16 protein-coding genes and 1 pseudogene are annotated in these 24,109 nt (G+C 66.1%); 3 read left to right on the top strand and 14 right to left on the bottom strand.

The window, feature by feature from the left end:
- Positions 1-69: 69 nt before the first annotated feature.
- Genes QJ043_RS04355 through murQ form a run of 4 tightly spaced genes read right to left on the bottom strand, consistent with a single transcriptional unit; the run spans position 70 to position 2,156 of the window.
- Positions 70-381 (bottom strand): PTS sugar transporter subunit IIB, encoded by a 312-nt coding sequence (locus QJ043_RS04355; protein ID WP_283713611.1) that lies wholly within the window; start codon positions 379-381, stop codon positions 70-72.
- Positions 382-439: 58 nt separating this feature from the next.
- On the bottom strand, positions 440-874 hold the full coding sequence (locus tag QJ043_RS04350; protein WP_283713612.1) for a hypothetical protein: 435 nt from the start codon (positions 872-874) through the stop codon (positions 440-442).
- Positions 871-1,239, bottom strand: coding sequence for a PTS sugar transporter subunit IIA (locus tag QJ043_RS04345; protein ID WP_283713613.1), 369 nt, complete (start codon positions 1,237-1,239; stop codon positions 871-873). The genes QJ043_RS04350 and QJ043_RS04345 overlap by 4 nt, the downstream gene beginning before the upstream one ends.
- A gap of 14 nt (positions 1,240-1,253) precedes the next feature.
- Positions 1,254-2,156 (bottom strand): N-acetylmuramic acid 6-phosphate etherase, encoded by a 903-nt coding sequence (murQ, locus tag QJ043_RS04340; protein ID WP_283713614.1) that lies wholly within the window; start codon positions 2,154-2,156, stop codon positions 1,254-1,256.
- Positions 2,157-2,501: 345 nt separating this feature from the next.
- Here murQ and QJ043_RS04335 point away from each other — a divergent pair, with 345 nt between their 5' ends.
- Positions 2,502-3,365: a MurR/RpiR family transcriptional regulator gene (locus QJ043_RS04335; RefSeq protein ID WP_283713615.1), complete on the top strand. Its 864-nt coding sequence runs from the start codon at positions 2,502-2,504 to the stop codon at positions 3,363-3,365.
- 79 nt (positions 3,366-3,444) lie between these two features.
- Here QJ043_RS04335 and QJ043_RS04330 read toward each other — a convergent pair whose 3' ends face one another.
- Entirely contained in the window at positions 3,445-4,461 is a 1,017-nt protein-coding gene (locus QJ043_RS04330) for a helix-turn-helix domain-containing protein (protein WP_283713616.1), read from the bottom strand.
- Between the two features lie 216 nt (positions 4,462-4,677).
- Positions 4,678-5,640: a TDT family transporter gene (locus tag QJ043_RS04325; RefSeq protein WP_283713617.1), complete on the bottom strand. Its 963-nt coding sequence runs from the start codon at positions 5,638-5,640 to the stop codon at positions 4,678-4,680.
- Positions 5,641-5,795: 155 nt separating this feature from the next.
- On the opposite strand from QJ043_RS04325, the gene QJ043_RS04320 reads away from it, so the two are divergent.
- Entirely contained in the window at positions 5,796-6,689 is an 894-nt protein-coding gene (locus QJ043_RS04320) for a LysR family transcriptional regulator (protein ID WP_283713618.1), read from the top strand.
- A gap of 147 nt (positions 6,690-6,836) precedes the next feature.
- On the opposite strand, the gene serS is transcribed toward QJ043_RS04320, so the two are convergent.
- Positions 6,837-8,132, bottom strand: a complete 1,296-nt coding sequence (gene serS / locus QJ043_RS04315; RefSeq protein ID WP_283713619.1) for a serine--tRNA ligase — start codon at positions 8,130-8,132, stop codon at positions 6,837-6,839.
- Between the two features lie 158 nt (positions 8,133-8,290).
- Between serS and QJ043_RS04310 the strand changes: the two genes are divergently transcribed.
- On the top strand, positions 8,291-8,500 hold the full coding sequence (locus tag QJ043_RS04310; RefSeq protein ID WP_283713620.1) for a DUF6724 family protein: 210 nt from the start codon (positions 8,291-8,293) through the stop codon (positions 8,498-8,500).
- Positions 8,501-8,604: 104 nt separating this feature from the next.
- On the opposite strand, the gene QJ043_RS04305 is transcribed toward QJ043_RS04310, so the two are convergent.
- The 7 genes and pseudogenes from QJ043_RS04305 to QJ043_RS04280 form a co-directional block, all read right to left on the bottom strand.
- A complete protein-coding gene (locus tag QJ043_RS04305) occupies positions 8,605-10,086 on the bottom strand; it encodes a hemolysin family protein (protein ID WP_283713621.1) in 1,482 nt (493 codons plus the stop codon).
- 52 nt (positions 10,087-10,138) lie between these two features.
- Entirely contained in the window at positions 10,139-10,330 is a 192-nt protein-coding gene (locus QJ043_RS04300) for a heavy-metal-associated domain-containing protein (protein ID WP_283713622.1), read from the bottom strand.
- A gap of 156 nt (positions 10,331-10,486) precedes the next feature.
- Positions 10,487-11,674: an FprA family A-type flavoprotein gene (locus QJ043_RS04295; protein WP_283713623.1), complete on the bottom strand. Its 1,188-nt coding sequence runs from the start codon at positions 11,672-11,674 to the stop codon at positions 10,487-10,489.
- 309 nt (positions 11,675-11,983) lie between these two features.
- Positions 11,984-19,366 (bottom strand): Spy0128 family protein, encoded by a 7,383-nt coding sequence (locus QJ043_RS04290; RefSeq protein WP_283713624.1) that lies wholly within the window; start codon positions 19,364-19,366, stop codon positions 11,984-11,986.
- Between the two features lie 471 nt (positions 19,367-19,837).
- Positions 19,838-20,230, bottom strand: a pseudogene (locus QJ043_RS09795) (VWA domain-containing protein); the annotation flags it as partial.
- A 755-nt stretch (positions 20,231-20,985) separates the two neighbouring features.
- Positions 20,986-23,040, bottom strand: coding sequence for an elongation factor G (fusA, locus tag QJ043_RS04285; protein ID WP_283713625.1), 2,055 nt, complete (start codon positions 23,038-23,040; stop codon positions 20,986-20,988).
- A gap of 262 nt (positions 23,041-23,302) precedes the next feature.
- On the bottom strand, positions 23,303-24,061 hold the full coding sequence (locus QJ043_RS04280; protein ID WP_283713626.1) for a GntR family transcriptional regulator: 759 nt from the start codon (positions 24,059-24,061) through the stop codon (positions 23,303-23,305).
- Positions 24,062-24,109: the final 48 nt, after the last annotated feature.

Genomic DNA, 24,109 nt, shown 5'->3' with positions numbered 1-24,109 from the left:
TCTCTGGAGGGCTGGAGGGGACTGGCGGCGTTCCGGCGGCCACCGGGGCGCCGCCCCTGTGTTGCGGGGCTACAGCCCCATCAGGTCGGCGTACTGCTGGTAGAGCTTTGCGCCGCCGAGCGGGCTGTAGGCCTGCGGCTCGATGAGCACGATGGGGATGTCGGCCTTCCCGGCCTCCTCGGACATCTCCTTGAAGCGGTGGCGCACCTGCGGGGCCACCATGATGCAGTCCGGGCCCTGCTTGGCGATGGCGTCGCGGACCTGGCCGGTGCCGCAGGCCGTGACCTCGATCTTCTGGCCGTGCTTGGCGCACTCCTTCTGCAGCGCCTGCTCCGCGATCGTGGACGACATCCCGCCGGAACACACGAACAAGACTTTCATGACACGCTCCTTCACTCTCAACGGCCCGATGGGGCCGCACCGTACCTGACGTTCGCTCTCACATCGCGGCGTAGTAGACGATGAAAAAGACCGGCAGCAGCGCCGCGGTGAGGCCCACGAGGCAGAGCCAGAACCCCTTGGTGGCCCCTTCCTTGCGCTCCCAGAACCACTGCATGAAGGCGAAGGTGAAGGCCACGAGCGCGCTCCCGACGACCGCGGCGCCCGGCTTCCACGCCGGGGTCACGGCCTGCACCAGCGACGGCACCGCGAAGAGCGCCACGACAAAGGCGAAGACGATCACCGCCGCGCTCATGAAGCCGAAGCGCGGGATGTCGTAGTCCGTCTCGCCGAGCCAGCGGGTCGCCGCGTCGACGGCGCGGGCGTGGATCTGGGCCTCGCGCGTGGCGGCCCTTTGCCGCTCGATCGCTGCCGCCTCACGAGCCTCGGCGCGGCGGGTCTTGAGGGTGCCCGGCGCCGGCTGCCTCCCGCTCATGCCGCGTCACTTCCCCGGGCGCCCTCGAGGGCCGCGATGCGCTCCTCGAGCCGGGCGATGCGCTCGTTGGCGGTGATGAGGTGCGCGATCAGGGCCTCGGCCTCGATGCCGCACATGAGGTGGTCCTGGGAGTGGACGAACAGGATGTCCATCGGGATCTCCTCGCCCTGGGCCGCCTTGACGATGAACTCGGTCTGGATGTTGTGGGCCTTGACCATGGTCTCGGCCACGTCCTCCATCTCGCGGTGGGCGCCCTCGAAGTCGCCGTTCTCGGCCAGCTCGAGCGCCTCGTAGGCGCGGCCCTTGGCGTCGCCGCCGTAGCCGATGATCTCGAAGGCCTTGTTGACGCATGTCTCCTTGTCCATGGGACCCTCCCGAATCACGACGCTTGACTGATGGCGCCGCGCACGTGGCCGGCGGCCTTGTCCAGGCGCTTCCTGGCCGTTTGTGCATCGACGCCGGTGAGCACCATCACGACGGCGGTCTTGACCTCGTGCCCTGCGGCTTCCAGCGCTTCGAGCGCCTGGTTCGCGTCGCAGCTGCAGGCCTCGCACACGATGCGCAGGGCGCGGCTGTTGAGCTTCTCGTTCGTCTGCTGGACGTCCACCATGAGGTTCTCGTAGGCCTTGCCCACGCCCACCATGGCACCGGTGGATATCATGTTCAGAACCATTTTCTGAGCGGTGCCGGCCTTGAGGCGCGTGGATCCGGTGAGCACCTCGGGGCCGGGCTCCGGCTCGATGGCGATGTCCGCCACGGCCGCGATGGGGGCGCCCGGCGAGCAATCGATGGCGACGGTGGTGCAGCCCAGCTCCTTCGCACGGCCGAGGGCCCCGAGCACGTACGGGGTGCGCCCGCTGGCGGCGAGACCCACCACGAGGTCGCGGTCCGTGACGTTGATGGCGTCCAGGTCGCGGGCCCCGAGGGCCGGGTCGTCCTCCGCGCCCTCCACGGCGTGCACGAAGGCCTTCTCGCCGCCGGCGATGAGCCCCACCACCACGCCGGGGGAAACACCAAAGGTGGGCGGGCATTCCACGGCGTCGAGCACGCCCAAGCGCCCGGAAGTTCCGGCGCCCAGGTAGACGATGCGTCCTCCGTTCAGGAGCGCCGTGCGGGCCGCCTCCACCGCTTCGGCCACGGCGGGGAGCACTTCGCCCACCGCCTCGGCCACGTGACGGTCCTCTCGGTTCATGGCCTGGACCACGTGCAGCGGGTCCATCGAGTCCAGATTCATCGTGTTGGGATTCCTCTGCTCGGTGGAGATGGAGGTCAGGTCGACCACGATCCCACCTTTCCTTCGGGGGTCGGACAGCGCGTGCGCCGGCAGGCCATCTGTCGATCGGCGCCGTCGGTTCGCTGTCTGGTGTTCCCGCCGTCGGATTTGAGAAACGCGACATCCATCTTCTGGCTCTAGAATGACTATTCCGTTTCATCGCATGACGGCCGGCGGCCGACCGGGCGCCGATGGCAGGGAGTATTCGACCGCTCGCCTGGCTCCTTGAAGCGACCCTGAGCGGGCCTTTAGTCATCGGGCGCAGGTCGGGGCACACGAGCGGTCGGTTTTGGGAGGCAAGCGGCATCATTCGCGCGGTTCGGCACCGGCGAACGGCAAGAAAGGCAGGGCGCCATGGCCACTCACGGCACCAACCTGCGACTGGAAGAGCATCGGCGCGACGCCAGCCCGGCCGAGCTGGCCATCGTCGACTGGGTGCTCGCCCACCGCGACGAGGCCGCAGGGCTCTCGATCCAGGAACTGGCCGACGCCACCTCCACCTCCGGCTCCACAGTGGTGCGCCTGTGCCGCAAGCTGGGGTTCTCGGGCTACAAGGGCTTTCGCGACGCGCTCATCTACGACGTCGCCATGGCGCGCCAAGAGGAGCGCGCGGCCATGGGCGACGTGGTCAAGGGCGACCGCGGCGCCGTCATCGTGCGCAAAGTGTGCGACAAGGCCGTGCGGACGCTGGAGGCCACCGCCCAGACGCTGGACCCGCGCACGGTGGACGCCTGCGTGGACCTGATGATCGCGAGCCGGCACATCTGCCTCTTTGGCGTCGGGGCGTCGCTGCTCGTGGCCCGCGACCTGCAGCTCAAGCTCATGCGCGCCAACGTGGACTGCTTTTGCGCCGACGACTGGCACAGCCAGCTGCTCTATGCCAAGAACATGGGGATCCGCGACCTGGCCATCGCCTTTAGCTACTCCGGCCGCACCCGCGAGGTGATTCGGTGCCAGCGCGAGGCCAAGCAGCACGGGGCACGCACCATCGCCGTGACCGGCTCGCGGGCGCAGGGCGGCGACGGCGGCCTCTTGGCCTGGAGCGACCTCGTGCTCACGGTGGCGGCGACGGAGGCGGACGTCCGCAGCGGCGCCATGGCCAGCCGCATGGCCCAGCTGCAGGTGGTGGACGTGCTGTTCCTCACGTACGCGGCCCGCGACTGGGAGGGCTCGGCGCGCATCTTCTCCGAGAACCGCTTCGTGCGCAACGGCGACTAGCAACCTCCCGAGGTGCCACGCATCCCGGGAGGTTTCCACCTGTGGTGCGTGGCACCCGAGGAGGTCGCACCCGGGGAGGTCATCCGCGCCACACGGCGTCGATGATCAGCGAGCCCGCGACGCCAGCGACGACCAGCATCCACGTGGGGTGCCACACGCCCGTGAGGAACCCGATCGCCAGGAATGACGAGAGGCCGCACCAGAAGGCCATCCCGCAGGTCTCGTCCTTGATCTTCTTGGACGACTTGCCCCCGCCCACGGCGTCACACAGGCCACAGAAGGCGCCCCAGGCCGGCAGGACGGCGAGCAGCGCGAGCCCCTGCACCCAGAACCCGCCGAGAAACCCCACGAGCAGGTACGCGACCAGCGCCAGCCCCGCCATGGGAAACCGAGACACCGGCGAGCGGTACGTGCCGCCGTAGTCCCGCTCCCACGCCTTGTGGGCCTCTCCCCAGTTCTCGTAGCGCACGCCGTCGATCCAGACCTCACCGTCATCGCCGGTCCGCACGGTGTGCTCGGCGCTCTGCGCGTCCACGTGGACCCCGCCCGGACCCACGTTCACCGTGTCGCCGCTGGCGATGTCGTGGACGAACACGCCGTCCCATCCCACATGGACCTTCGCGTCCGCTGCGTCCACGGTGATGCCGTCGGACAACGAGCAGCGCACGGAGTCGCGGGAAGAGGCGCCGGCGTCGGGCGCCCCCTCGCTGGGTTGCTCGGCGTCCTCGGGCGCGGGCTGCTCGGCAGCGGGGCACTCGGCCGCCTCCTCGGGCACGGGCTCCTCCTCGGACGCAGGGCACTCGGCGCCCTCTTCGGGCTCCGGTTGCTCGACCTCCTCCGGCTCCGGTTGCTCCGCCTCCTCGGGCTGCGCGACCTGGGCTCCGCCGTCCGCCTCCCGGCCATAGATCAACTCGTCCAGCGTCACCCCATAGAGCGCGGCCAGCGCGATCAAGTTGTCCGTGTCCGGCGAGCTCTCCGTGCGCTCCCACTTGCTCACGGCCTGCCGGGACACGCCGAGCCGCTCGGCCAGCTGCTCCTGGGTGTAGCCGTGCTCCTTGCGCAGGTTCGCAAGGCGGTCCGCGATGGCGACGTTCATGGCTTCCTCTCACATCCTTGGGTCGTCCGACGTGACCACAGTGCCGGACGGCGGCGCGGGATCCCACCTATTCTAGTTCGCGAAACCAAAACGTCCCGCAACGGACGGTTGCGGGACGTTCTTGAGCTGCGGTTTTGTCGAAACCTCCTGGGATGCGTGGCACCCTGGGCGGAAACCTCCCGAGGTGCGTGGCACCCTGGGAGGTTTGGGAGCGGGCTAGGCCTGCGCGTGGGCCTTCATGCCGTGGCCGTGCAGGAAGCGCGCGAAGCCGAACACCACGACGAACACCATCACGGCCGCGAACACCGCCTCGGCGCCGCACACCCAGTCCAGCGGCACGAGGCCCTGGATGCCCAGGTCGACCTGGAAGAAGTCGAGCGCCTTGCCGAGGGCGGCCGCGCTGATCACGAACGGGAAGGTCATGGCTGCGAAGCTGGGCTTGAAGCCGCCCTTAAGGAACCGGGGCACCTGGGTGAGCACCATCAGGAAGAGCGCCTGGCCCAGGATCAGCAGCACCGTGACGAACACCGGGTTGGGGTCCGGCACCACGGTGAGGTAGCCCACGAGCGACAGGCTGGCCGGGGCGGCATAGATGCAGAACAGCGGCTGGGCGGCCTCGGGCATCGGGTGCTTGACATAGCGCATGGTCACGAGCACCAGCAGCAGCGGGTAGGCCGCGAAGCCCAGCCAGAAGAGCACGAGACCGAGCGCCTGCATGCCGAACACCGGCGAGGTGGCCGACGCCACGATGATGCCCACGTAGGCGATGAAGAACGTCGGGAACACCTGGGAGAGGCCCACGTCCTTCATGTGGCGGACGGAGAACCAGGCCATCAGGCACAGATGGCAGGCCACGGACGCGAACCACAGCACCGCCGCCCCCATGTAGAAGTACGGCGCGAGGTAGGTGGCCAGCTGCATGAAGGACATCAGGAACGTCGCGGAGACGGCGGCCACCATCGGGTTGGCCAGGTCCTCGCGCACCTCCTTGGGGAAGAGCGCGATACGAGCGGCCACGAGCAGCGCCATGACCAGCGACACGGTGCCGCAGAGGGCATGGGCCCAGGGAGCGACGGGTTGCCACAGGTTGCCCAACGCAGCCAGGCCGAGCGCGACCCCGGCCATCGGGATGGGCACGTTGCGGATGGCATGGTGTAGGTAGGTGCCGGTCTTCTCCAACGGAGTCCTTTCGTATTCATTCACGTCTATCGATCAAGTATTGTGCCTCGCAGCACAGAGAAGCACAACTTATCTTTTCTGATAGATACATCACAGTCCGTTATAGTGAGACAGTCCTGTCTCTTTACAACGGAGCCGAGGGGAATGGAGCCGCCATGCTGGACCCGCGCGTCCGCACGTTCCTCACCGCCTGCGACACGCTGAGCTTCACCCGCGCCGCCCAGGAACTGCACATCACACAGCCGGCCGTGTCGCAGCAGATCGCCTACCTGGAGCACGAGTACGGCGCGCCGCTGTTCGAGCGCGCCGGCCGCAGCCTCAGGCTCACGCCGGCCGGCCAGCTGGTGCGCGACGCGCTGGGGGCCATGGCCCACGACGAGGGCCTGCTCCGCGAGCGGGTGCAATCGGTCGCCCGCGGCACCGCGCGGCCGCTCCGCGTGGGCATGACGATGACGGCGGGGCGCTATGTGGTGGGGTCGGCGCTCGGCGCATGGCTCGGCGAGCATCCCGAGACCCGCATGAGCGTGACCTCGGCGGACACTGCGGCCCTGCTGGGCCAGCTCCGGACCGGCGAGCTGGACTGCGCCTTTGTGGAGGGGTTCTTCGACGCGGGTGCCTTTGCCTGCGACGCGCTCTGCCGCGAGGAGCTGATCTGCGTCGCCGCGCCAGGGCTGGAGGTGCCCCGCGGTCCCGCCCGCTTTGAGGACCTGCTCGGCGTTCCGCTGCTGGTGCGCGAGCCGGGGTCGGGCACCCGCGCCGTGCTGGAGCACGCGTTGGCGGCCCGCAACCTGAGCCCCTCGTCCTTTGCGGACGTGTCCGAGATAGGCAGCCTGGAGGTGCTCAAGCTCTGGTGTCGGCAGGGGCTCGGCATGGCGTTCCTCTACCGTGCGGCCGTGGAAGGCGAGCTGGCCGACGGCACGCTGCGCCAGGTGCCTCTGGCCGAGCAGCCCATCACCCACGACATCGCGTTCGTGCGCCTGCCGGACAGCGTCTTCGAGCCGGAGTTCGCGGCGCTGTTCTCGGCCATCCGGAAGGCCAAGAGCCGGTAGCTGCGGATTCAGCACCGTAGACACTGCGACGTCAACTTCATACCGGCTGTCTACAGACGCAAAGGGCCCGGCCCGGTGTCGAAGCACCGGGCCGGGCCCTCTGTTGGATATCAAACGAATCGCGGGCAATGCCGCCCCTGCAGCACGTTACGCGGTGACGCCCTCCTCGGGCTCGATCACCGTCACGCCGTTCATGTACGGCACGAGCGCCTCGGGCACCGTCACCGTGCCGTCCTCGTTCTGGTAGTTCTCGATGACCGCGGCCATCGCGCGACCCACCGCGAGGCCGCTCCCGTTGAGCGTGTGCACGTAGCGGGTGCCCTTGAACTCGCTCGGGTCCTTGTACTTGATGTTCGCGCGGCGCGCCTGGAAGTCCGTGCAGTTGGAGCAGCTGGAGATCTCCTTGTAGTTGTTGTAGCTGGGCAGCCACACCTCGAGGTCGTAGGTCTTGGCCGCCGAGAAGCCCAGGTCGCCGCCACAGAGCGTCACCACGTGGTACGGCAGCCCGAGCCCCTGGAGGCAGAGCTCGGCCTCCTCCACCATGGACTCCAGCTGGTTGTAGGAGTCCTCGGGCTTGGCGAACTTGACCATCTCCACCTTGTCGAACTCGTGCACGCGGATGATGCCGCGCGTGTCGCGCCCGGCGCTGCCCGCCTCCTCACGGAAGCACGGGGTGAACGCGGTGTACCAGAGCGGCAGCTTGGAGCCGTCGAGCACCTCGCCGCGATGGATGTTGGTGAGCATGACCTCGGCCGTCGGGATCAGGTAGAAGTCCGGGCTCACATGGAACAGGTCCTCCTCGAACTTGGGCAGCTGACCTGTGCCGTACAGGGTGTCGGCGTTGGTGATGACGGGCGGCCACCACTCCTTGAAGCCGGCCTTGATGTGCATGTCCACGAAGTAGTTGATGAGCGCGCGCTCCAGGCGGGCGCCCATGCCGCCGAGCAGGTAGAAGCGGGAGCCGGCGATCTTCACGCCGCGCTCGAAGTCGATGATCCCCAGGTCGGGGCCGAGGTCCCAGTGGGCCTTGGGCTCGAAGTCGAACTGCCGCGGGGTGCCCCACCGGCGCACCTCGGTGTTCTCGGAGTCGTCGACGCCCTCGGGCACCGACGCGTCCGGGATGTTGGGCACCGCGCTCATCAGGCCCTTGAGCTGCCCGTCCAGCTCGTCGCGCTGCTTGTCGAGGTCGGCGATGCGCTTCTTGTTGGCCGCCACCTCGGCCTTCGCGGCCTCGGCCTCCTCGCGCTTGCCCTCGCGCATCAGCTGGCCGATGGCCTTGGACACGCGGTTGCGCTCGGCCTGCAGGGTCTCCACCTCGGCGATCGTGGCGCGGCGCTCGGCGTCCAGCTCCAAAAAGCGGTCGCGATCCCAACTCTTGTGACGCTTGGCCATGGCCGCGTCCACGGCCTCGGAGTTCTCGCGTACTGCTTTGATGTCCAGCATGGAGCGCCTTTCTTGCTCGGGGCCGCGCCCGTCGCGACCTTATGAACGGCTGAGCGCCAGCTGAGCGCCGCTCTCGACCGCCAGTTTTTTGAGTCTATACTAGCCGTCTACGTGCCGATACCTCGGCGCCTGCGCGCCTTCGACCCAAAGGAACAACCATGGACTTCGCCACATGGCTCTTCTCCACCCGCGAGGGCGTGCTGACGCTCCTCGGCGCCGGTCTCGTCATCTGCCTGGTCGTGGCCTTCGTGCTCGAGCGCAGGACGGCCAAGATGTACTTCAACCACGAGAAGCAGCCCGGCGAGGAGGACTCGTTCCTCGACGGCATCTTTGGCGACGATGATGACGAGGGCTCCGACAAAAGCTAGGCGGCGCCGCCCGTGCCCCGTCGCACCACCCGCGCAAACCCGAACGGCCCCGCGCGGCTCCCTTGAGGAGCACGCGCGGGGCCGTTCTTCTCTCAGAGGCGACCTTATTCCTCCGCCTGCTTCTTCTGCTCGGGGGTCGGGTCGACCACGCCGTCCTCCACGTCCACGTTCGTGACCTGGTGGGCGCCCTCGTCGGAGCCCTCAGAGCCGTCCTCGCGGTCCTTGTCGTCGTGCTTGCCGCGGATCTGGGACAGCCAGCCGCCGTCCTTGGCGGCCTCCTCCTCGTCGTCCTCCTGCGCAGGCGGCTCGGGCGCGATCACGCGGAGCAGCGCGATGCGACGGCCGCGCATGGACTGAACGCGGAACTTCCAGCCCTCCACGTCGAGCACCTCGCCCGGGCTCGGCACGCCGTCCGCCGTGTCCAGCACAAAGCCGGCCACGGTCTCGTACTCGTCGGAGTCCTCGATGGGCCAGCCCAGCTCGATGGCGTCGTCGATGGAGTAGCGCCCGTCCACGAGCCACTCGCGGTCGCCGAGCTTCGTGAGGTACTTGTTGTCGGGGTCGAACTCGTCCTCGATCTCGCCCACCACTTCCTCGACGATGTCCTCGATGGTGATGACGCCGGCCGTGCCGCCGTACTCGTCCACCACGATGACCATCTGGTCGTGGCTCGTCTGCATCTCGGACAGCAACGGGATGATGTCCTTGGTGTCGGGCACGAAGTCGGCCTCGCGCACGTACCCGGCGACGGACGCGTCGCCCTTGCCGTCGTCGATGATGGGGCTGATCAGGTCCTTGATATGGGCGATGCCCACGATGCGGTCCACGTCCTCGTGGTACACCGGCACACGGCTGTACCCGGTCTTGCGCATGACCTTGAGCACGTCGTTCAGGGTCTCGGTGTCCTCGACGGCGGTCATGTCCACGCGCGGCACCATGACCTCGCGGGCGACGGCGTCGCCCAGGTCGAAGATCTCGTGGATCATCGACTTCTCCTGGTCGGACAGCTCGTCGGCGTCCGAGACCATGTACTTGATCTCCTCTTCGGAGACGTTCTGGCGCTCGTCGGCGCTCGCGATGCCGAGCAGGCGCGAGATGCCGTTGGCGCTCTTGGCGGTGACCCAGATGAGCGGGCGCAGGGCCGTGGTGAAGCCGCCGAGGAACCCGGCCACCTTCTTGGAGACGCCCTCGCAGTCGGCCAGGGCCATGCGCTTGGGCACCAGCTCGCCGATCACGATGGAGACGTACGAGACGATCAGCGTGATGATGATCGGCGCGAGCACGTCGGCCAGGCCCGCGGGCATGCCGAGCGACACCATCCATCCGCCAAAGGGCCCGGACAGGTTCGTGGCCGCAACGGCGGAGCTGAAGAAGCCCACCAGCGTGATGGCCACCTGGATGGCCGCGAGCAGGTCACCGGAGTCACCGGAGATCTCGAGCGCCTTCGCGGCCTTCTTGTCGCCCTCCTCCGCCTCGTGCTCCAGGATGGGGCGCTTGACGTTCACCAGGGCCATCTCGGACATCGAGAAGAACCCGTTCACCAGTGTCAGCAGGAAGGTGGCGATGATACTTATTGCTACGTCCATGGGTTAGTGACCCACACCTCTTTCGGTCGCGGTTGGTCGGGGCTGGCCCCGGCTAATCGGCCAGCTCGAAGCCGGCGGCAGCGATGGCCTCGGCCACCTGCTCCGGAGTGAGGTCGCCCTCGAACTCCACAACGCCGGTCTCGTGGTCGGCGCGCACGTCCTTCGCGCCCCGGTCCTCGAGCTCCATCACCACGAGCATCTCGCAATGCTTGCAGTGCATGCCGTTCACGTGATGCGTCTGCATCGGTCCTCCTTGGTCTGGCGGCGAGCCGCCGGGCTCTCCCCTCGATGAAAAGGGGGCCTCTGGAGATCTTCCCCGAGAGGCCCCTCTCATACTAGGGAACCGCTGTTAGCGCTTCGTGAAGCTGAAGCGCCGCCTGCCGCGTTCGCAAAACCTGCGTTACTCCGTGGCGAGCACCATGGCCTTCACGCGGGCCTGCAGGTCGTCCAGGTACTCCTGGGTCGGGCGCCAGTTGAGGCACTCGGCGTCCATCGGCAGCTGGAAGCCGGACTTCTTCAGCTCGTCGTACACGGACTTGGGGCCCACGGGCGCCCAGCCGTACGAGCCGAACGCCAGGCCCACGCGGGTCTGGTTGCGCGGCGACAGGCCAAGGAAGTAGGTGAGGAACTTCGCGACGTTCGGCATCATCTTCATGTTGAGCGTCGGGGAGCCCACGGCCACGTACTTGCAGTCCATGATGTAGGCCAGGATGTCGGACTCGTGCGTGTCCTTGACGTCGAAGTAGCGACAGTCGACGCCGGCCTCGACGAAGCCCTCGCAGATGGCGCGCGCCATGTAGGCGGTGGAGTCCCACATGGAGTCGTACACGATGGCGCACTTGTCCACGCGGTCGTTGTTGGTCCAGAGCGTGTACTGCTCGAGGATCTCAGGGATGTGCTCGGTCCAGATGACGCCGTGGGCGGGCGCGATCATCTCGAGGTCGAGGGTCTTCACCACGTCGAGGGCCTTCTTGGCCTGCATGCCGTAGGGCTGCACGATGTTGGCGTAGTACTTGCGGGCCTGCTTCATGACCTCGCAGAAGTCCGCGTTGACGTCGAAGCGCTCGGTGCAGGCGATGTGCTGGCCAAAGGCGTCGTTGGAGAAGAGCACCTTGTCGTACTCGTCGTAGGTGACCATGTTGTCCGGCCAGTGGACCATCGGGGTCTCGACGAAGGTGAGGGTGCGCTTGCCGATGTTGAGGGTGTCGCCGGTCTTGAGGGCGTGGAACTCGATGCCCGCCTCCTGATAGTGCTTGGCGAACTCCGCGACGGCCTTCTCGCTGCAATAGAACTCGGCGTTGGGGCAGGCCTTCTTGATCTCGGGCAGCGAGCCGGAGTGGTCCATCTCCACGTGGTTGGAGATCACGACGTCGATCTTGGCCGGGTCGATCACGGACGAGATGCGCTGCATCAGCACGTCGTGGAACTTGTTCTTGACCGTGTCGATGAGGGTGACCTTCTCGTCGAGGATCAGGTAGGCGTTGTAGGTCAGGCCTCGCTCGGTGACGTAGCCGTGGAAGTGGCGCTCGTTCCAGTCCAGCGTGCCCACCCAGTAGATGTCGGGCTTGATCTGCTGTGCGACCTGCATCGCAGCTCCTTTCGGGGAGTCCCAAAGATGGTGGCGACCGACCCTTTTGGTGAAGAGGGGCGGCGTTGAATTCCGGCTACGAATGTACCCTTCGCACCCTGCAGCCCCGGTGCGCTCCCGCGCTTTTCGATGGACCTTCCACGAGAGAGGGCCATAAGACATGCCAACTAGGGAGTGCGGGGCTGACGCCGGTGCGTTTCTCGCGTTTGAGCCGGGGCAGCAGCATGTCTTCTCGCATGGCCGAGGGGCCCGCTCCCTACTTGGGTGCGGGCCCCTCTCGCTCGAAATGCTCGTCCTCGGCCGAAGCTGCTACTTCTTCCGCCGACCGCCGCGCAGCACGGCCACGGCAGCCAGAGCTGCGACACCGCCGCCGGCCCCCAGCCACGGCGCCAGGGCCGCGAGGGCGTCCCCGGTCTCGGGCAGGATGCTCCAGACCGGCTTGGGCTTGCTCGGATTGGCCGGCTTGTCAGGCCCGGTGGGCTTGTCAGGCACGACCGGCTCTGTGGGCTTCACGTACGTGTTCACGAACTCCATGACGTCCGCGTTGCCCGTGGCCTCGGAGCCGTCATGGGCCTTCAGCAGCGTCACGGTCTTCGAGCCGGAAAGCTCGCCGGTGGCCTCGTCGCGGGCGATTGTGTAGGTCACCCGATAGAGCGCCTTGGAGTAGGTCATGCCCTTCTCGTCACCGGCCGACTCGCGCACCAGGTAGCTGTACGTGCCCGGCTGGGTGAAGGTCACCGCGCCGAACGTGCCCATCGGGGCGTCCTTGGTGGCGACCACTTGGACGGGATCGGGCATGGGCGCGCCCTCGGTCTCCGCCTCGGCCACAAAGGTGAAGGCGTCGCCGTCGGTCCAGTCGCGACCCATGAGGACCTTCTTGGCGCCCACACCGAAGGCCGGGTCCACATAGGGCACCGGTGTGAAGGTGTTCTCAAAGACGGCCTTGCCACCGGAGACGCTGTGCACGGCCTCGAGCTTGCCCTTGCCGTTGTCGGTCACCCGGGTGGTCACTGTGGCCAGACGCTTGTCGTAGGTGACGCCGGTCGCGTCGCCCGCAACCTCGCGCAGCTCGTACGCGTGCTCGCCGGGCTCGGTGTAGGTCACGGCCGAGAGGGTCACGCGCCCGTCTGCCTCGTTGGTGCCCGTGGCCACAACGTTGCCGCTGTCAGGGTCGACCAGCTCGAAGCGGAACTCCCCGGCCTGCAGAGCGCGGCCGCTCAGGACCTTGGTGACGCTCACCTGGTCGGTCACCGAGCTGGTCAGTTCCTCGACCCCGTAGGTGTTGGTGAACGAGAAGGGCTCGCCCACCATGCGGGCGGAAAGGTGCCCGTCCGCGCCCTGGGTCACAAGCACCTGCACCGTCTTGGAGCCGCCCTCGTTGCTGACGCCGGGCACGGAGCCCGCCTCGGTCACCGTGTAGGTGAAGGTGCGCTCGGTCGCACCGGCGAGGTCCTCCTGGGTGTAGGAGATCGGATCGAAGGCCACGGTGCCGGAGGCGTCGTTGGTGGCGGTGCGGATCACCTGGCCGCCCTCGTCGGCCAGCGTGAACGTGAAGGCGCCGGCCATGCCGTCGGGCACCGAGAGGCCGCTAGGAGCGGCCACGACCTTGGTGCCAGCCACCTGCACCTGCACCGGGTCGGCCTCATAGGCGTTCACGAAGCCGGTCTGCCCGTTTTGCGGCCACACCACGTCGCAGGTCATGGTGCCGTCGCCGTTGTCGGTCACGTTCACGGTCACCGAGACGACCGCTTGCTGCGCCGTCACGTTCTCGGGCAGAGCGGAAACGTCCTCCACCAGCGTGTAGGTGTAGTGATAGACGGGCTTGCCGTCCACGCGACTCATCGTGGCCACACCGGCCGCCACGTCGTCCTGAGCCTGGGACGAGGTGTAGGTCCGCGCACCGAAGTCAACGGTGCCGTCGGCGCCGTTGGTGGCCCGAGCCACCTCGGCACCCTTGGCGTCACGCATCACGAACGCGAACTCGCCGGCCGCCAGGTCGCGGTTGAGCAGGGTCTTGGTGGTGGTCACGCGGCCAGAGCCCTCAGCCGCGTCAGGGTTGCTCGAGGCCTGGTAAGCGTTGTTGAAGACAAGCGCCGCATGGCCGCCGTCTACCACGGCGTCGTCAACGAGGGTCTGCGCCGTGAGCGTGCCCTTGCCGTCGTCGGTCACCTTGATCTCCACCCTGTGGGTGGCGCGGTCGTAGGTGTAGCCGGAGCCGTCCTCGGCCGGAGCGTTCTCCGCAACGGTCCAGGCGAAGGTCTTGCCGGCGTCGGCCTCCGTGAAGGTCACCTTGGAGAAGACCTCGGAGAGCAGCTGATCGTCCGCGGTTTCGGCCGCCTCCCGCTTGCCCGCGTCCGCGGCCAGCGAATAGAGGGTCTGCGTGGGCACCTTCGCGGCCGAGGCGTCATCGGCAGGCGTCACCGTGAAGGAGAACTGCTTCGCGTCCATCGGGCGCCCGGCGAGGGTCTTGAAGACGTTCACCGAGGCCACACCGTTCATCGAGCCGCTCGAGTTGTAGCGGTTGGTGAACGACGGGATGGTGACAGTGGCGCCATTCTCGACGTTGTACGTCACCGTGGCGGTCAGGCGTCCCTCGCCAGTGTCGCTCACCGTGACGGTCGCGATGAACACGGTGGGGTCGTAGGTCACACCTGGCGCATTGCCTGCGCGCTCCGTGATGCGATAACGGTAGGTGCCCGGCTGGGTGTAGGTGATGGAGCCGAAGGAGGCCTGGCCGAGGTTCGTGTCGACGGAGGTCACCTCACCGCCGGCGGCAGGCATGGGCGCCCCGTCGATGGCCTCAAGACCGAAGGAGAAGCGCTCCCCAGCAGCGAACGCACGGCCCGTGAGCACCTTGGACACCTGGAGCGTGGCCTGGGCGCTAGCGGCGCTGTAGCGGTTGGTGAAGCCGATGGCGTCAGCGGCCTCGTCGCCCTTGGTGACGGAAGGCGTGGCAGTGAGGGTGCCGTTGCCGTTGTCCTTCACCGCAACCTTGATGGTGAACTCGGAGTCGTCGTAGGCGTAGCCAGCCGGAACACCGGTCTGCGGGACGTTCTCGGTCACCTTCCACGTGAAGGTCTTGCCGGCATCGGCCTGGGTGAATTTCACGGCGCCCAAGAGGTCGGCGAGCGTCTTGCCGTCGTCGGTCACGGCAGCAGCGGCCTTGCCAGTATCGGCAGCCTGGCTCTTGAGTTCGGTGGCCGCCAGCCTGGCGCGGGAGGCCTCGTCAGCAGGCGCCACCGTGAAGGTGAACTGACCGGCCGTCATGTGGCGGCCCGTGAGGGTCTTGGTCACGTTGAGCTTCGCGGCCGCCTCCGGGTCGATGGAACCCTTGGACTCGTACTGGTTCTCGAAGGCGACAGGCGTGGCCGCACCACCGGTGACAGCAGAAGCGGTCAGCTCGGCGGCCTTCGGCGTGAAGCCGTCCTTCTTCTCCTCGGTCAGCTTGACCGAGCCACCCTGGCCAAGGCCGTAGATGCGGCCCGTCTGGTTGGCAGAAAGCTGGAACGTCGACTCGTTGGCGAGGGTCGTCACTTTGCCGTCAAGCACCAGGTAGGCGCTCTGATCCTCGCCGAGGCCGCTCACCGTGAAGGTGAACGGGCCCTTGGGCATCAGGCTCTCGTCCATGCCCTCGGCCGTGACGATCTTCGACACAGGAATGCCGCCATCGTTGACGAAGTTGAACCCGTTGGAGTCGGCGACGTTCACGGTGAGGCCGAGACCCGAGCGAGTCACCTGGTAGGTGCGCGTGGCTTCCTGCGTGTCGTAGGCCACGTCGTTCACGATGACGTGGTTGTTGGGCAGCTGGATGCGGTCGCCTTCAGGCACAATCTCTTTGAGCGAGGTGCGATAGGTGCCCGGCTGCTGGAAGACGATCTGGCCAAAAGGCAGAGAGCCGTCCGCCGCACTGGAGCCGCGATAGACCCCGTCGTCATCCGCCGTGACGTCGGTCATATGAGCCTCGCCGGCCTTGGCGAGCCTGTCGAACGTGCCATCGGCGTTCAGGCGCTCGATTCGCAGCTCAAACTGGTAGCCGCCGCCCGGGACAGTGGTGTTCAGGGTCACTTTGGAGAGGTTGGCGGTGGATTGGGTGTTGCCGTTGTACGTGTTGGAGAAGGCCAGCGGTGTCTCGGCGTTCCAATCGGTCTCGGTGCCGTTGACCACCTTCTTGATCGTCAGCGTTGGCGTGGCAGTGCCGTCAAAGTTGTCGACCACCTTGAGGTGCACCCGATACTGGGTCTCGTCGTAGGCGACGCCGTTGTCATCGGGATCCCGGTTCTCCGCGATCACGAAGTAGTAGTCACCGGGACCGTAGCTCGCCTGCGGCAGCAGCGACGGGATAGTGGCCGTGGAGGTCACGGAGCCGTCGTCGCTGGTGCTGGTGTTAGTGCTCGCGTTCACCCACGTGGGGGAAGGGGTCACGCCAGCGGTCGCAAAGTCTGCTCCGGTCTGGTAGGTGGAGAAGTCAAAAGCCTGAGCCGTGATGGGGCCGTTGAAGGTCTTGGTGCCCGTCAGCGAGACCGTGGCCGTGGGAGGCGTGTAGGTGTTGGTGAACGCGGCTGCTATTGCCCCTTGGCCGTAGTCCACGGCGGTTTCAATGATTCCGTTGCCGTTGTCCGTAGCCGTCACGGTCACGGTGCGCACGGTGGTGTCGTAGGTCATGTTAGACAGACGGTCAGCGGCAGCCGGAGTGACCTCGCGCACGCGATAGGTGTGGGTGCCGGCCTGGCTGTAGGCAATGGGGTCGAAGGAGAAATCGAGGGAGTTCTTGTCCGCCTGGCCGTCGGGGACCTCCTTTGTCAGGATGGGCTGGCCCTCCACGCCGTTCACCACTTCGGAGAGGGTGAAAGTGAAGGTGTCGCCTTCACGGAAAGTGCGACCATCGATGGTCTTGGTGCCGGAGATGGTGGCTGCGCCCTGCGCCTCGTAGCTGTTGCTGAAAGGAATCACGCCCACACCTGTCGTCGGGTCAGGGGTGCCGTGGTCGTGACCGTAAATCACCTGGGAGCGCACGGTAGAGACGCCGCCGATGGTCTCCACGTGGCAATAGACGTAGACGTCATGGTGCGTGGTGTCGTAGGTGACACCATCCTTGACGTTGCTGACGGCATCCCCGGGCACAACCTCGCTCACCTGGTACTTGTAGACCACACCGCGAGAGAGGGCGTCCGTATCCGTGGCGTCGCCGGCCAGACTGGCGTCAGCGGCAGTGAAGGCGATGCCGTCAAAGTCCACCGCGCCGCTCGCGTTGTTGGTGGCGGTGTCGCTGGCGGGCATGGGCTGGGTCGAGTCTTCGGCGTAGCCGTAATCGGCAGCCTGCTCGTTGCTGGGCACGCCGCCGGTCAGGTCCGCCACCTCGCCGGCAGTGAGGGCGTGGGCGCCCTGGGCCTCCACCTTAAAGCTGAAGGCGCCGGCCTCGAGGGGCTTGCCAGACAGGGTCTTCTTCACGCCAAAGCGGCGCACCACCTTGTCGGTGTCGTAGCTGTTGGTGAAGGCTGCCGGGCCCACCCTACCGTCATCGGCTACAGAAGGAGCGGTCGCGTTGGGGTCGGTGGCGTTGGCCACGTCAGTCTGGACGTGGGTCACCTTGAGCTGGGTCCTGTCAGTCTCATCGACGGCAACGGTCACCATGTAGGTGTACTTGGCACCATCGTAGGTGACGCCGGCCACCACGTTGCTAGCCGTCGCACGGGCCTCGGAGAGGGTGTAGGTATAGGTGCCCGGGGCGTCGAAGACGATGGGCGAGAAGGCGGCGCCAAAGGAGCCCGCGTTGGCCCGGGTGGTGGTCACGGAATGACCCTCCCCCTGGGTGGTGATCTCGAGGTTGAAGGTTCCGTCGGTATTCACCGCAGTCACCTTCACCGCCACGGCGTTGACCTCAAAGGTCACGTCGCCGTCTTTGGCCCGGGGCAGCGGTGAGCCCTCGTTGGCCTCAAGGGTAAAGGTAAAGCTGTCACCGGCCACGAAGCCGCGGGGCTGACCGCTGGCCAGGTTGCCCGTCATGGTCTTGGTAAAGGGAATGCTTCCGTCAGCGGAGGGCCACTCCACCTCGGGGGTGTAGCTGTTGGTGTAGATGGCTGTCAGGACCTCGCCGGCCGTGGCGTTGCCCTCGGCGCTCCGAGTATTCTGGTCAACGGTGACGGTGCCGGAGGAGCCTTCGGCCTTCTCGAAGCTAAAGCCCTCGGTATTAGGTGCGGTCTCGGTCACGGTCCAGTGCGCTCCGGGGCTCGTCTCCACAAAGACGGTCTCGCCGGCCTTGAGCTGGACGGTCGTCGTGCCGCTGTTCCAAGTGGGAGTGAGCGTCTTGGAGGTACCGTCGGCTTGGGTCACGACCACATCGCCCGGGGTACCGTTCGTGACGGCGAGGTTGAAGTCAAAGGCCTGGTCGGGGGCGGTAAGACCATTGGCCATGGTCAGGGCCTTCCTCACCGAGAAGCCGGTGGTGGGCACGGTCACACGACCGTTGTTGCCCAGGTAGGCCTTGATCTGATAGTCAGTGGTCCCCTCACTGGTCTGATAAGTGGGAGCGTACGCCAGAGCTGCGGTACCAGTCGGATTGGCAGAAATAGTCCCCGCCGCTTCCTTCTCCTGCGTGAAGTGATGGGTGTTGCCCAGGCGTGGGGAGTGGACCTTCGTGACGACCTGACCGCCTTTGACTTCCACGGATTTCTTAAGCTCGGCGCCGGTACGGGCCACAACGCGGTTCACCTGCTGCTCGGCGCCCAGTTCGTGGTAGTCGATGACGAGGTAGTAGGTCGCCTTATCGTCCCATCCGTCGAGCGTAGTGAGGGGCTGGTCGGGCACGCTGCCATCCTTACCCAGAACGCCTTCAGTGCCGCTGGCGTAGATAGGCCGGTTGGCCTGGAAGTAATAGAACCGGTTGTCCTTGCTCGGGGCGAAAGTGGCAGTGGCAGCGCCGGCAGTCTTGTCGTCTTGCACGTTCGCGGAGTTATAGATGTTGCTGTAGAAGGCGATGCTGCCATCCTTCTGACGATGCTTGACCTTGTAATCGGCGCTCACTTTGGAGAGGTCGACCTTGCCATCAGTGAGCACATCCGAACTAAAGCCCACCGTGTAGTTGAGCCGCAGGGGCCGCGCATCGTTGGTGTCGCGGTTGGAGGTGAAGTTTGTCTGATCGTCATTCTCGTCGAGGTCGATGGTCTCCACGCGCACCGGGAGCACGTTGGCAGGCACCGTGCAGGTAAGTGTCTGCTTGCCGTCCTTCTCCGTCACCTTGATTGCGATGTCGGAGAGGCTGAACGGAGTCTTGTACACCGGGTGCTCGAGAGAGATATTGGGCAGCGAAACGGTACCAGTAGCGCTGTCATAGGTCACGCCATCGTCTTCGTCGTAGACCTCACCAAAGAGTTCCACGGAGGTGACCCCCTTGACCTCCATGTACTCGCCGATGGGGTCTTCGTAGGTGAGGGGCGTCATGCCCTCGCCCAGGGTGTCGGTCACCGGGTTGAAAGCAGTGTTCTGGAGACGCTGGATGATGTTCGCGAACACACCGCCGAGGTCGTCAGTACCTGCGGTGTAGGCACCGTCGGCGTAGTAGAGGCTGGTGATGTCGTCGCTGGTGGGATGGTTGAGGGTTATTTCATTGGTTTCCCAACGTGAGTCGTTAACCTGAACGGTGGTTGTTCTTTTATTGATATAGTCGCTCCAAGCATTTCTAATGGAGTTCGACATGGTGTTGTTTGTGGAAAGATACTGATTTGGATCGAGAGTCACATTGGCGAGATAAAGATTGTTACCAGAAAGGCTGCCAACACGCACTGTGAACATCTGAGTGTCATACTTGGACCCAGCCACGCCATAGTGATTGCTTATCTGCTGTTTCCAGTAGGAGGCCTCCATCATTGCGAGCATGCCATTGCCGTAATAGGGATTGCTACCAGGGCCTACTTGATCGGGAGAATGGCCAGCAAGATTCCACCAGTCCCCTTCATCGATCGAAAAGGTTGGAGCGCCGTCGGTCAGGAGCACCACAGCCGGAATGCGCTGAAGCTCCGTGGTGCCAACAGCAAGCTTGGTGTCGGAAACATTTGCGAGAATCTGCATTCCCTCGTAAATGCCATACTGCGTGTTCGTGCCACCTGTCACAGAGGAACTCCCGGTGACCAGCTGGTTGTTGGCATTTCGCGCCGTGATACTCAAGCTACCATTGCGGGAATATGAGAAGGCAGCATTGTCTTTGCTAATCTCTTCTCCATTGCTTGCCTTGTAGTGTCCCAGGGGCATCAAGGTCTTGGTGTTGTTGCCATCCGAGCGAGCAAACGTGGTCACAGCCACCCGGTTGTGCTGGTTGCTCTTCATAAGCTGACCCACAGCAGTATTGAGCGCCTCGGTGGCCGCCTGAATGCGTCCGTTACCGTCCTGATCCATGGATCCCGACACGTCCACGATGAACACCACGTCCAGCGGGTTCCGGATGCTCGAGTTGATCACGCGCGAGGAGCCCAAGGCACTAAACGTGGTTTTGAAAACACCGTTCGTCTGGTCCGTCTCAACGGACTTGTCGGTCCACACGCGACCGGCGTAGCGGCCGTTCATTGGCGTGTCATCGCCGAGGATGGTGGTGTAGTCGCCCGCCGTCGACGGGTCGGCCGTCCACGTGGGGTCCCCCGTGTCTGCTTGCGCGTTACGGGATCCCAAAGCCACTACGGCAACAAGGGTCACAGCCAGCAGCACCCCAAGAAGGGCTAGCGGTGAGCGACCCCCCCATGCGGTTTTTGTGGGCTCCTGCGGTCCGGGACATGCGGCTTCTCTCCATGCCCTCTCTCCTCCAGTTAGGGTGCAATCAACAGCAGAGACAGTCATTTGGACACTGATGCGTTCTGCCAGTTTCTGACATTGGCAGGCTGAAATCAACCATAACCAGCAGGTTGAACTCAACTAGAACCGGATTTCGGCACTGCCGTTATCCCCTTCAGCGCACGAAAACCCACCCCTGGTCGTCTGAGAACCCAAGGGCACCCTCCCGCGCTTTCGGATTGCGCAGGGCATGAGGGGCGCAAACAACGCACCGGCCCAAAGCGTCGCCACCGACGCTTTAGGCCGACAGTAAAAGGCTGTGAAAGCTTCGCTGGAATGTAAACGGCTGTATAACCACTAGCGCCTTCCCGAGTTCCCGCTATCTGCCCGTCACGGGCGCCCCGCTCGCCACGAGCCTGCAGGGGCGAATTCCGCATTCGGCGCACGGGATCGGCGGCGGAAAAGACGCCCCCGGTGGCCTCAGGCCTCCGAGGGCGCCTTCCAGCGCTTCAGTTCGAAAAGGAAGCTGCGGCACGGAATGCCCGCGTCGCCCGTTACTTGCCCTGGGCGCGACGCTCCTGGTACTCCTTCGCCAGCTTCTCCTGCACGTCGTGCGGGACCTGCTCGTAGCCCTCCACCTCGATGGTGTACTCACCGGTGCCGCGGGAGAGCGAGCGCAGGCGCGTGGCGTAGTCCACCACCTCGGCGTACGGCGCGGTGGCCTGCACGCGGACCTCGCCCTTGTCCGTGGTGTCCATGCCCTCCACGCGGCCGCGGCTCGCCGAGATGTCGCCCATCACGGAGCCGGCGTAGCTCTCGGGCACCGTGATCACCAGCTTGGCCATCGGCTCCAGCAGCACGGCCTCGGCCTGGGACACCGCGTCCTGGAAGCCCAGGCGCGCGGCGGTGCGGAACGCCATCTCGTTGGAGTCCACCGGGTGGTACTGGCCGTCGTAGAGGGCCACCTTCACGTCGATCATCGGGTAGCCGGCCAGCACGCCCTCGCGCATGGTCTCCTGCGCGCCCTTGTCCACCGCGGGGATGAAGCCGCGGGGCACCGTGCCGCCCACGACCTCGTCGAGGAACTCGTAGCCGCCGCCCGGGTTGGGCTCGATGCGCATGCGCACGTCGGCGAACTGCCCGGCGCCGCCCGTCTGCTTCTTGTGACGGCCGTGGCCGGTGGCGGTGCGGCGGATGGTCTCGCGGTACGGGATGCGCAGGGGCACCGTGTGGGCGCTCACGTTGGCGCGGCTCTCCAGGCGGTCGAGCAGCACCGAGACCTGCGCCTCGCCGATGGCGGAGATCACCGTCTGGCCGGTGTCCTCGTCGCGCTCGATCTTGAGGGTGGGGTCGGCGTCGGCCATCTTCTCAAGGAAGGTGTAGAGCTTGTCCTCGGTGCCGCGCTGGTCGGCCTCGATGGCGATGCGGTACAGGCTGTTGGGGAAGCGGAACGCGGCGGCCTCCACCTTGCCGGTGGCGGAGAGCGTGTCGCCGGTCTGGGCCTCCAGCTTGGGCACCACGATGATGTCGCCGGCCTCGGCGCCCTTGACCTCGGTGAAGTCGCGGCCCATGGCGCGGTACAGGTGGTTCAGGCGCTCGGACTTGCGGGTGCGGCCGTTGGTGAGCTCGGTGCCCGAGGTGATGGTGCCGGTGAGGACCTTGATGAAGGCGATGCGACCCTGCTGCGGGTCGTTGAGGATCTTGAAGACAAAGGCCACCGGGCGGTCGTCGTCCGGGTCCACGTCCAGCTGCTCGCCGTTCACCAGAGGCACCTTGCCGTAGGTGTCCGGGCCGGGGAAGTAGGCCACGATGTCGTCGAGCAGCGAGACGATGCCCTCCTCGCGCACGGCCACGCCCGCGAAGACCGGCACAAAGATGCGCTCGGCGATGGCCTTGCCGAGCAGCCCCTCGATCTCCTCGGTGGTGAGGGTCTCGCCCTCCAGGTACTTCATCATGAGGTCGTCGTCGGCCTCCACCACGAGGTCCACGATGGCGTCACGGGCCTCCTGGGCCTGCTCGGTGTACTCCTCCGGCAGGTCGAAGACCTCGGCCTTTCCGTCGGCGCCCAGACGGCGCCCCTGCATGCGGATGACGTCGATGATGCCGTCGAACGCCGCGCCGGTGCCCATGGGCAGCGTGACGGGGGCCAGACGGCTGCCAAAGCGCTCGGTGAGCTCGGCGAGGGTGTCCTCGTAGGGGACCTCGGAGCGGTCGATGCGGTTCACGAAGACGGCGCGCGCGAGGGACAGCTCCTCGGCGGCGTACCACAGGCGAATGGTGGTGGACTGGGGGCCCGCTGCGGCGTCGGTCACGAAGATGGCCGTCTCGCAGGCGGCGAGCGCGCTATAGGCGTCGCCCACAAAGTCCGGGTAGCAGGGGGCGTCGATCACGTTGAGGCGGCAGCCGTTCCAGGTGACCGGCGCAGTGGAGAGCTTGATCGAGAAGGAGCGCTTCTCCTCCTCGGGGTCGTAGTCGAGCGTGGGCTTGGTGCCCGAGTGCCCGCCAAGGCGGTTGGTCGCGCCGGAAAGATGCAGCATGGCCTCGGCCACCATCGTCTTCCCGACGCCACCTTGGCCTACGAGCACGACGTTCTTGACCTTCTCAGCCATGGCTGCCTCCTTGATGTCGAGGCCGCTCCGCGCCGTCGAGCCCGTGAGGGGCGGCCTGCGTTCAGACGTGCTATTCAGAGTATCTTGATTCGTCACTTAATGACCCCGTGACTCCGTCAACGGCAAAGCACCAGCTAGATGGCTGGTTTTTGCGACCGTGAACGGTGGTCGCGCAGCCGGTCGAAGCGATGTCCATCGGTACGAGCGACCATGTGCCGGCAGCATGTTTCAGCGTGATTTCACCTGCGGGCCCACGTCCCGCCTAGCGCGTCTCCGCGTAACCGCCCGAGCCCAGAAAGTAGTCCGGGTGGTCCTGCTTCAGGCGGTCGATGAACCGCTCGTAGCCCCGCAGGTGCACGGCCACCATGTCGTACACGTCCGACAGCGGCACGCCGCCGGTCTCCAGGATGTCGAGGATGAAGTCGTGCTCGTCCACCATGAGGCGCTCGTAGCCCAGCACAAAGCCGATGTGGCGCACCCGGTCGAACTGCGAGGCCAGCGCGCGCGTGGCCTCCCACACCAGCTCGTTGCCGGTCTCTTGGTAGAGCAGCTGGTGGAACTCGTCGTCCACCTGCACCATCTCCCGGGGGTTGGCGCCGTCGGCGGCCACGCGCAGCTGCCGGTCGATGTTGGCCCGGAACCGTTCGTGCTGCTCCGGGGTCAAGCGCCCCTGGAGCTGGTCGATCAGCAACGGCTCGATGGCGCCGCGCGCGAACCGCCCCTGGGCGTGCACGTCCATGTCGATCAGCGACACGAACGTGGCCCGTTTTGGCGCCACGTACACCAGGTGCGCGGCGATCAGCGACTTCACCGCCTCGTGCACCGGCGTGCGAGAGACGCCGAGGCGCGCCGCGATGTCCGGCTCGCGCAGCAGCGCGCCGGGGGGCATGTACAGCATCTGGATGTTGTAGGTGAGGGTGCGCAGCACGTAGTCGGCGGCGGCCTCCTTGGGCTCCCGTTCCAACCGGTACAGGCACGCCGCCGCGTCGATGCTGGTCTGGATGCGATGGGAAATGCTCACGACCCCTCCTTTGCCGACGCTGTGCACGATACGCGACCACGGTTTCCT

The sequence above is a fragment of the Kribbibacterium absianum genome (genome assembly GCF_030067705.1).
Lineage (GTDB): Bacteria > Actinomycetota > Coriobacteriia > Coriobacteriales > Atopobiaceae > Kribbibacterium > Kribbibacterium absianum.
Note: the sequence above shows the minus strand (reverse complement) of the source record. Positions and strands in the feature narration are given on the sequence as shown.

Coding starts and splice junctions, on each gene's coding strand:
- QJ043_RS04355 (WP_283713611.1), bottom strand. CDS start 381: ATGAAAGTCTTGTTCGTGTGTTCCGGCGGGATGTCGTCCACGATCGCG.
- QJ043_RS04350 (WP_283713612.1), bottom strand. CDS start 874: ATGAGCGGGAGGCAGCCGGCGCCGGGCACCCTCAAGACCCGCCGCGCC.
- QJ043_RS04345 (WP_283713613.1), bottom strand. CDS start 1,239: ATGGACAAGGAGACATGCGTCAACAAGGCCTTCGAGATCATCGGCTAC.
- QJ043_RS04335 (WP_283713615.1), top strand. CDS start 2,502: ATGGCCACTCACGGCACCAACCTGCGACTGGAAGAGCATCGGCGCGAC.
- QJ043_RS04330 (WP_283713616.1), bottom strand. CDS start 4,461: ATGAACGTCGCCATCGCGGACCGCCTTGCGAACCTGCGCAAGGAGCAC.
- QJ043_RS04320 (WP_283713618.1), top strand. CDS start 5,796: ATGCTGGACCCGCGCGTCCGCACGTTCCTCACCGCCTGCGACACGCTG.
- serS (WP_283713619.1), bottom strand. CDS start 8,132: ATGCTGGACATCAAAGCAGTACGCGAGAACTCCGAGGCCGTGGACGCG.
- QJ043_RS04310 (WP_283713620.1), top strand. CDS start 8,291: ATGGACTTCGCCACATGGCTCTTCTCCACCCGCGAGGGCGTGCTGACG.
- QJ043_RS04305 (WP_283713621.1), bottom strand. CDS start 10,086: ATGGACGTAGCAATAAGTATCATCGCCACCTTCCTGCTGACACTGGTG.
- QJ043_RS04300 (WP_283713622.1), bottom strand. CDS start 10,330: ATGCAGACGCATCACGTGAACGGCATGCACTGCAAGCATTGCGAGATG.
- QJ043_RS04295 (WP_283713623.1), bottom strand. CDS start 11,674: ATGCAGGTCGCACAGCAGATCAAGCCCGACATCTACTGGGTGGGCACG.
- QJ043_RS04290 (WP_283713624.1), bottom strand. CDS start 19,366: ATGTCGAACTCCATTAGAAATGCTTGGAGCGACTATATCAATAAAAGA.
- fusA (WP_283713625.1), bottom strand. CDS start 23,040: ATGGCTGAGAAGGTCAAGAACGTCGTGCTCGTAGGCCAAGGTGGCGTC.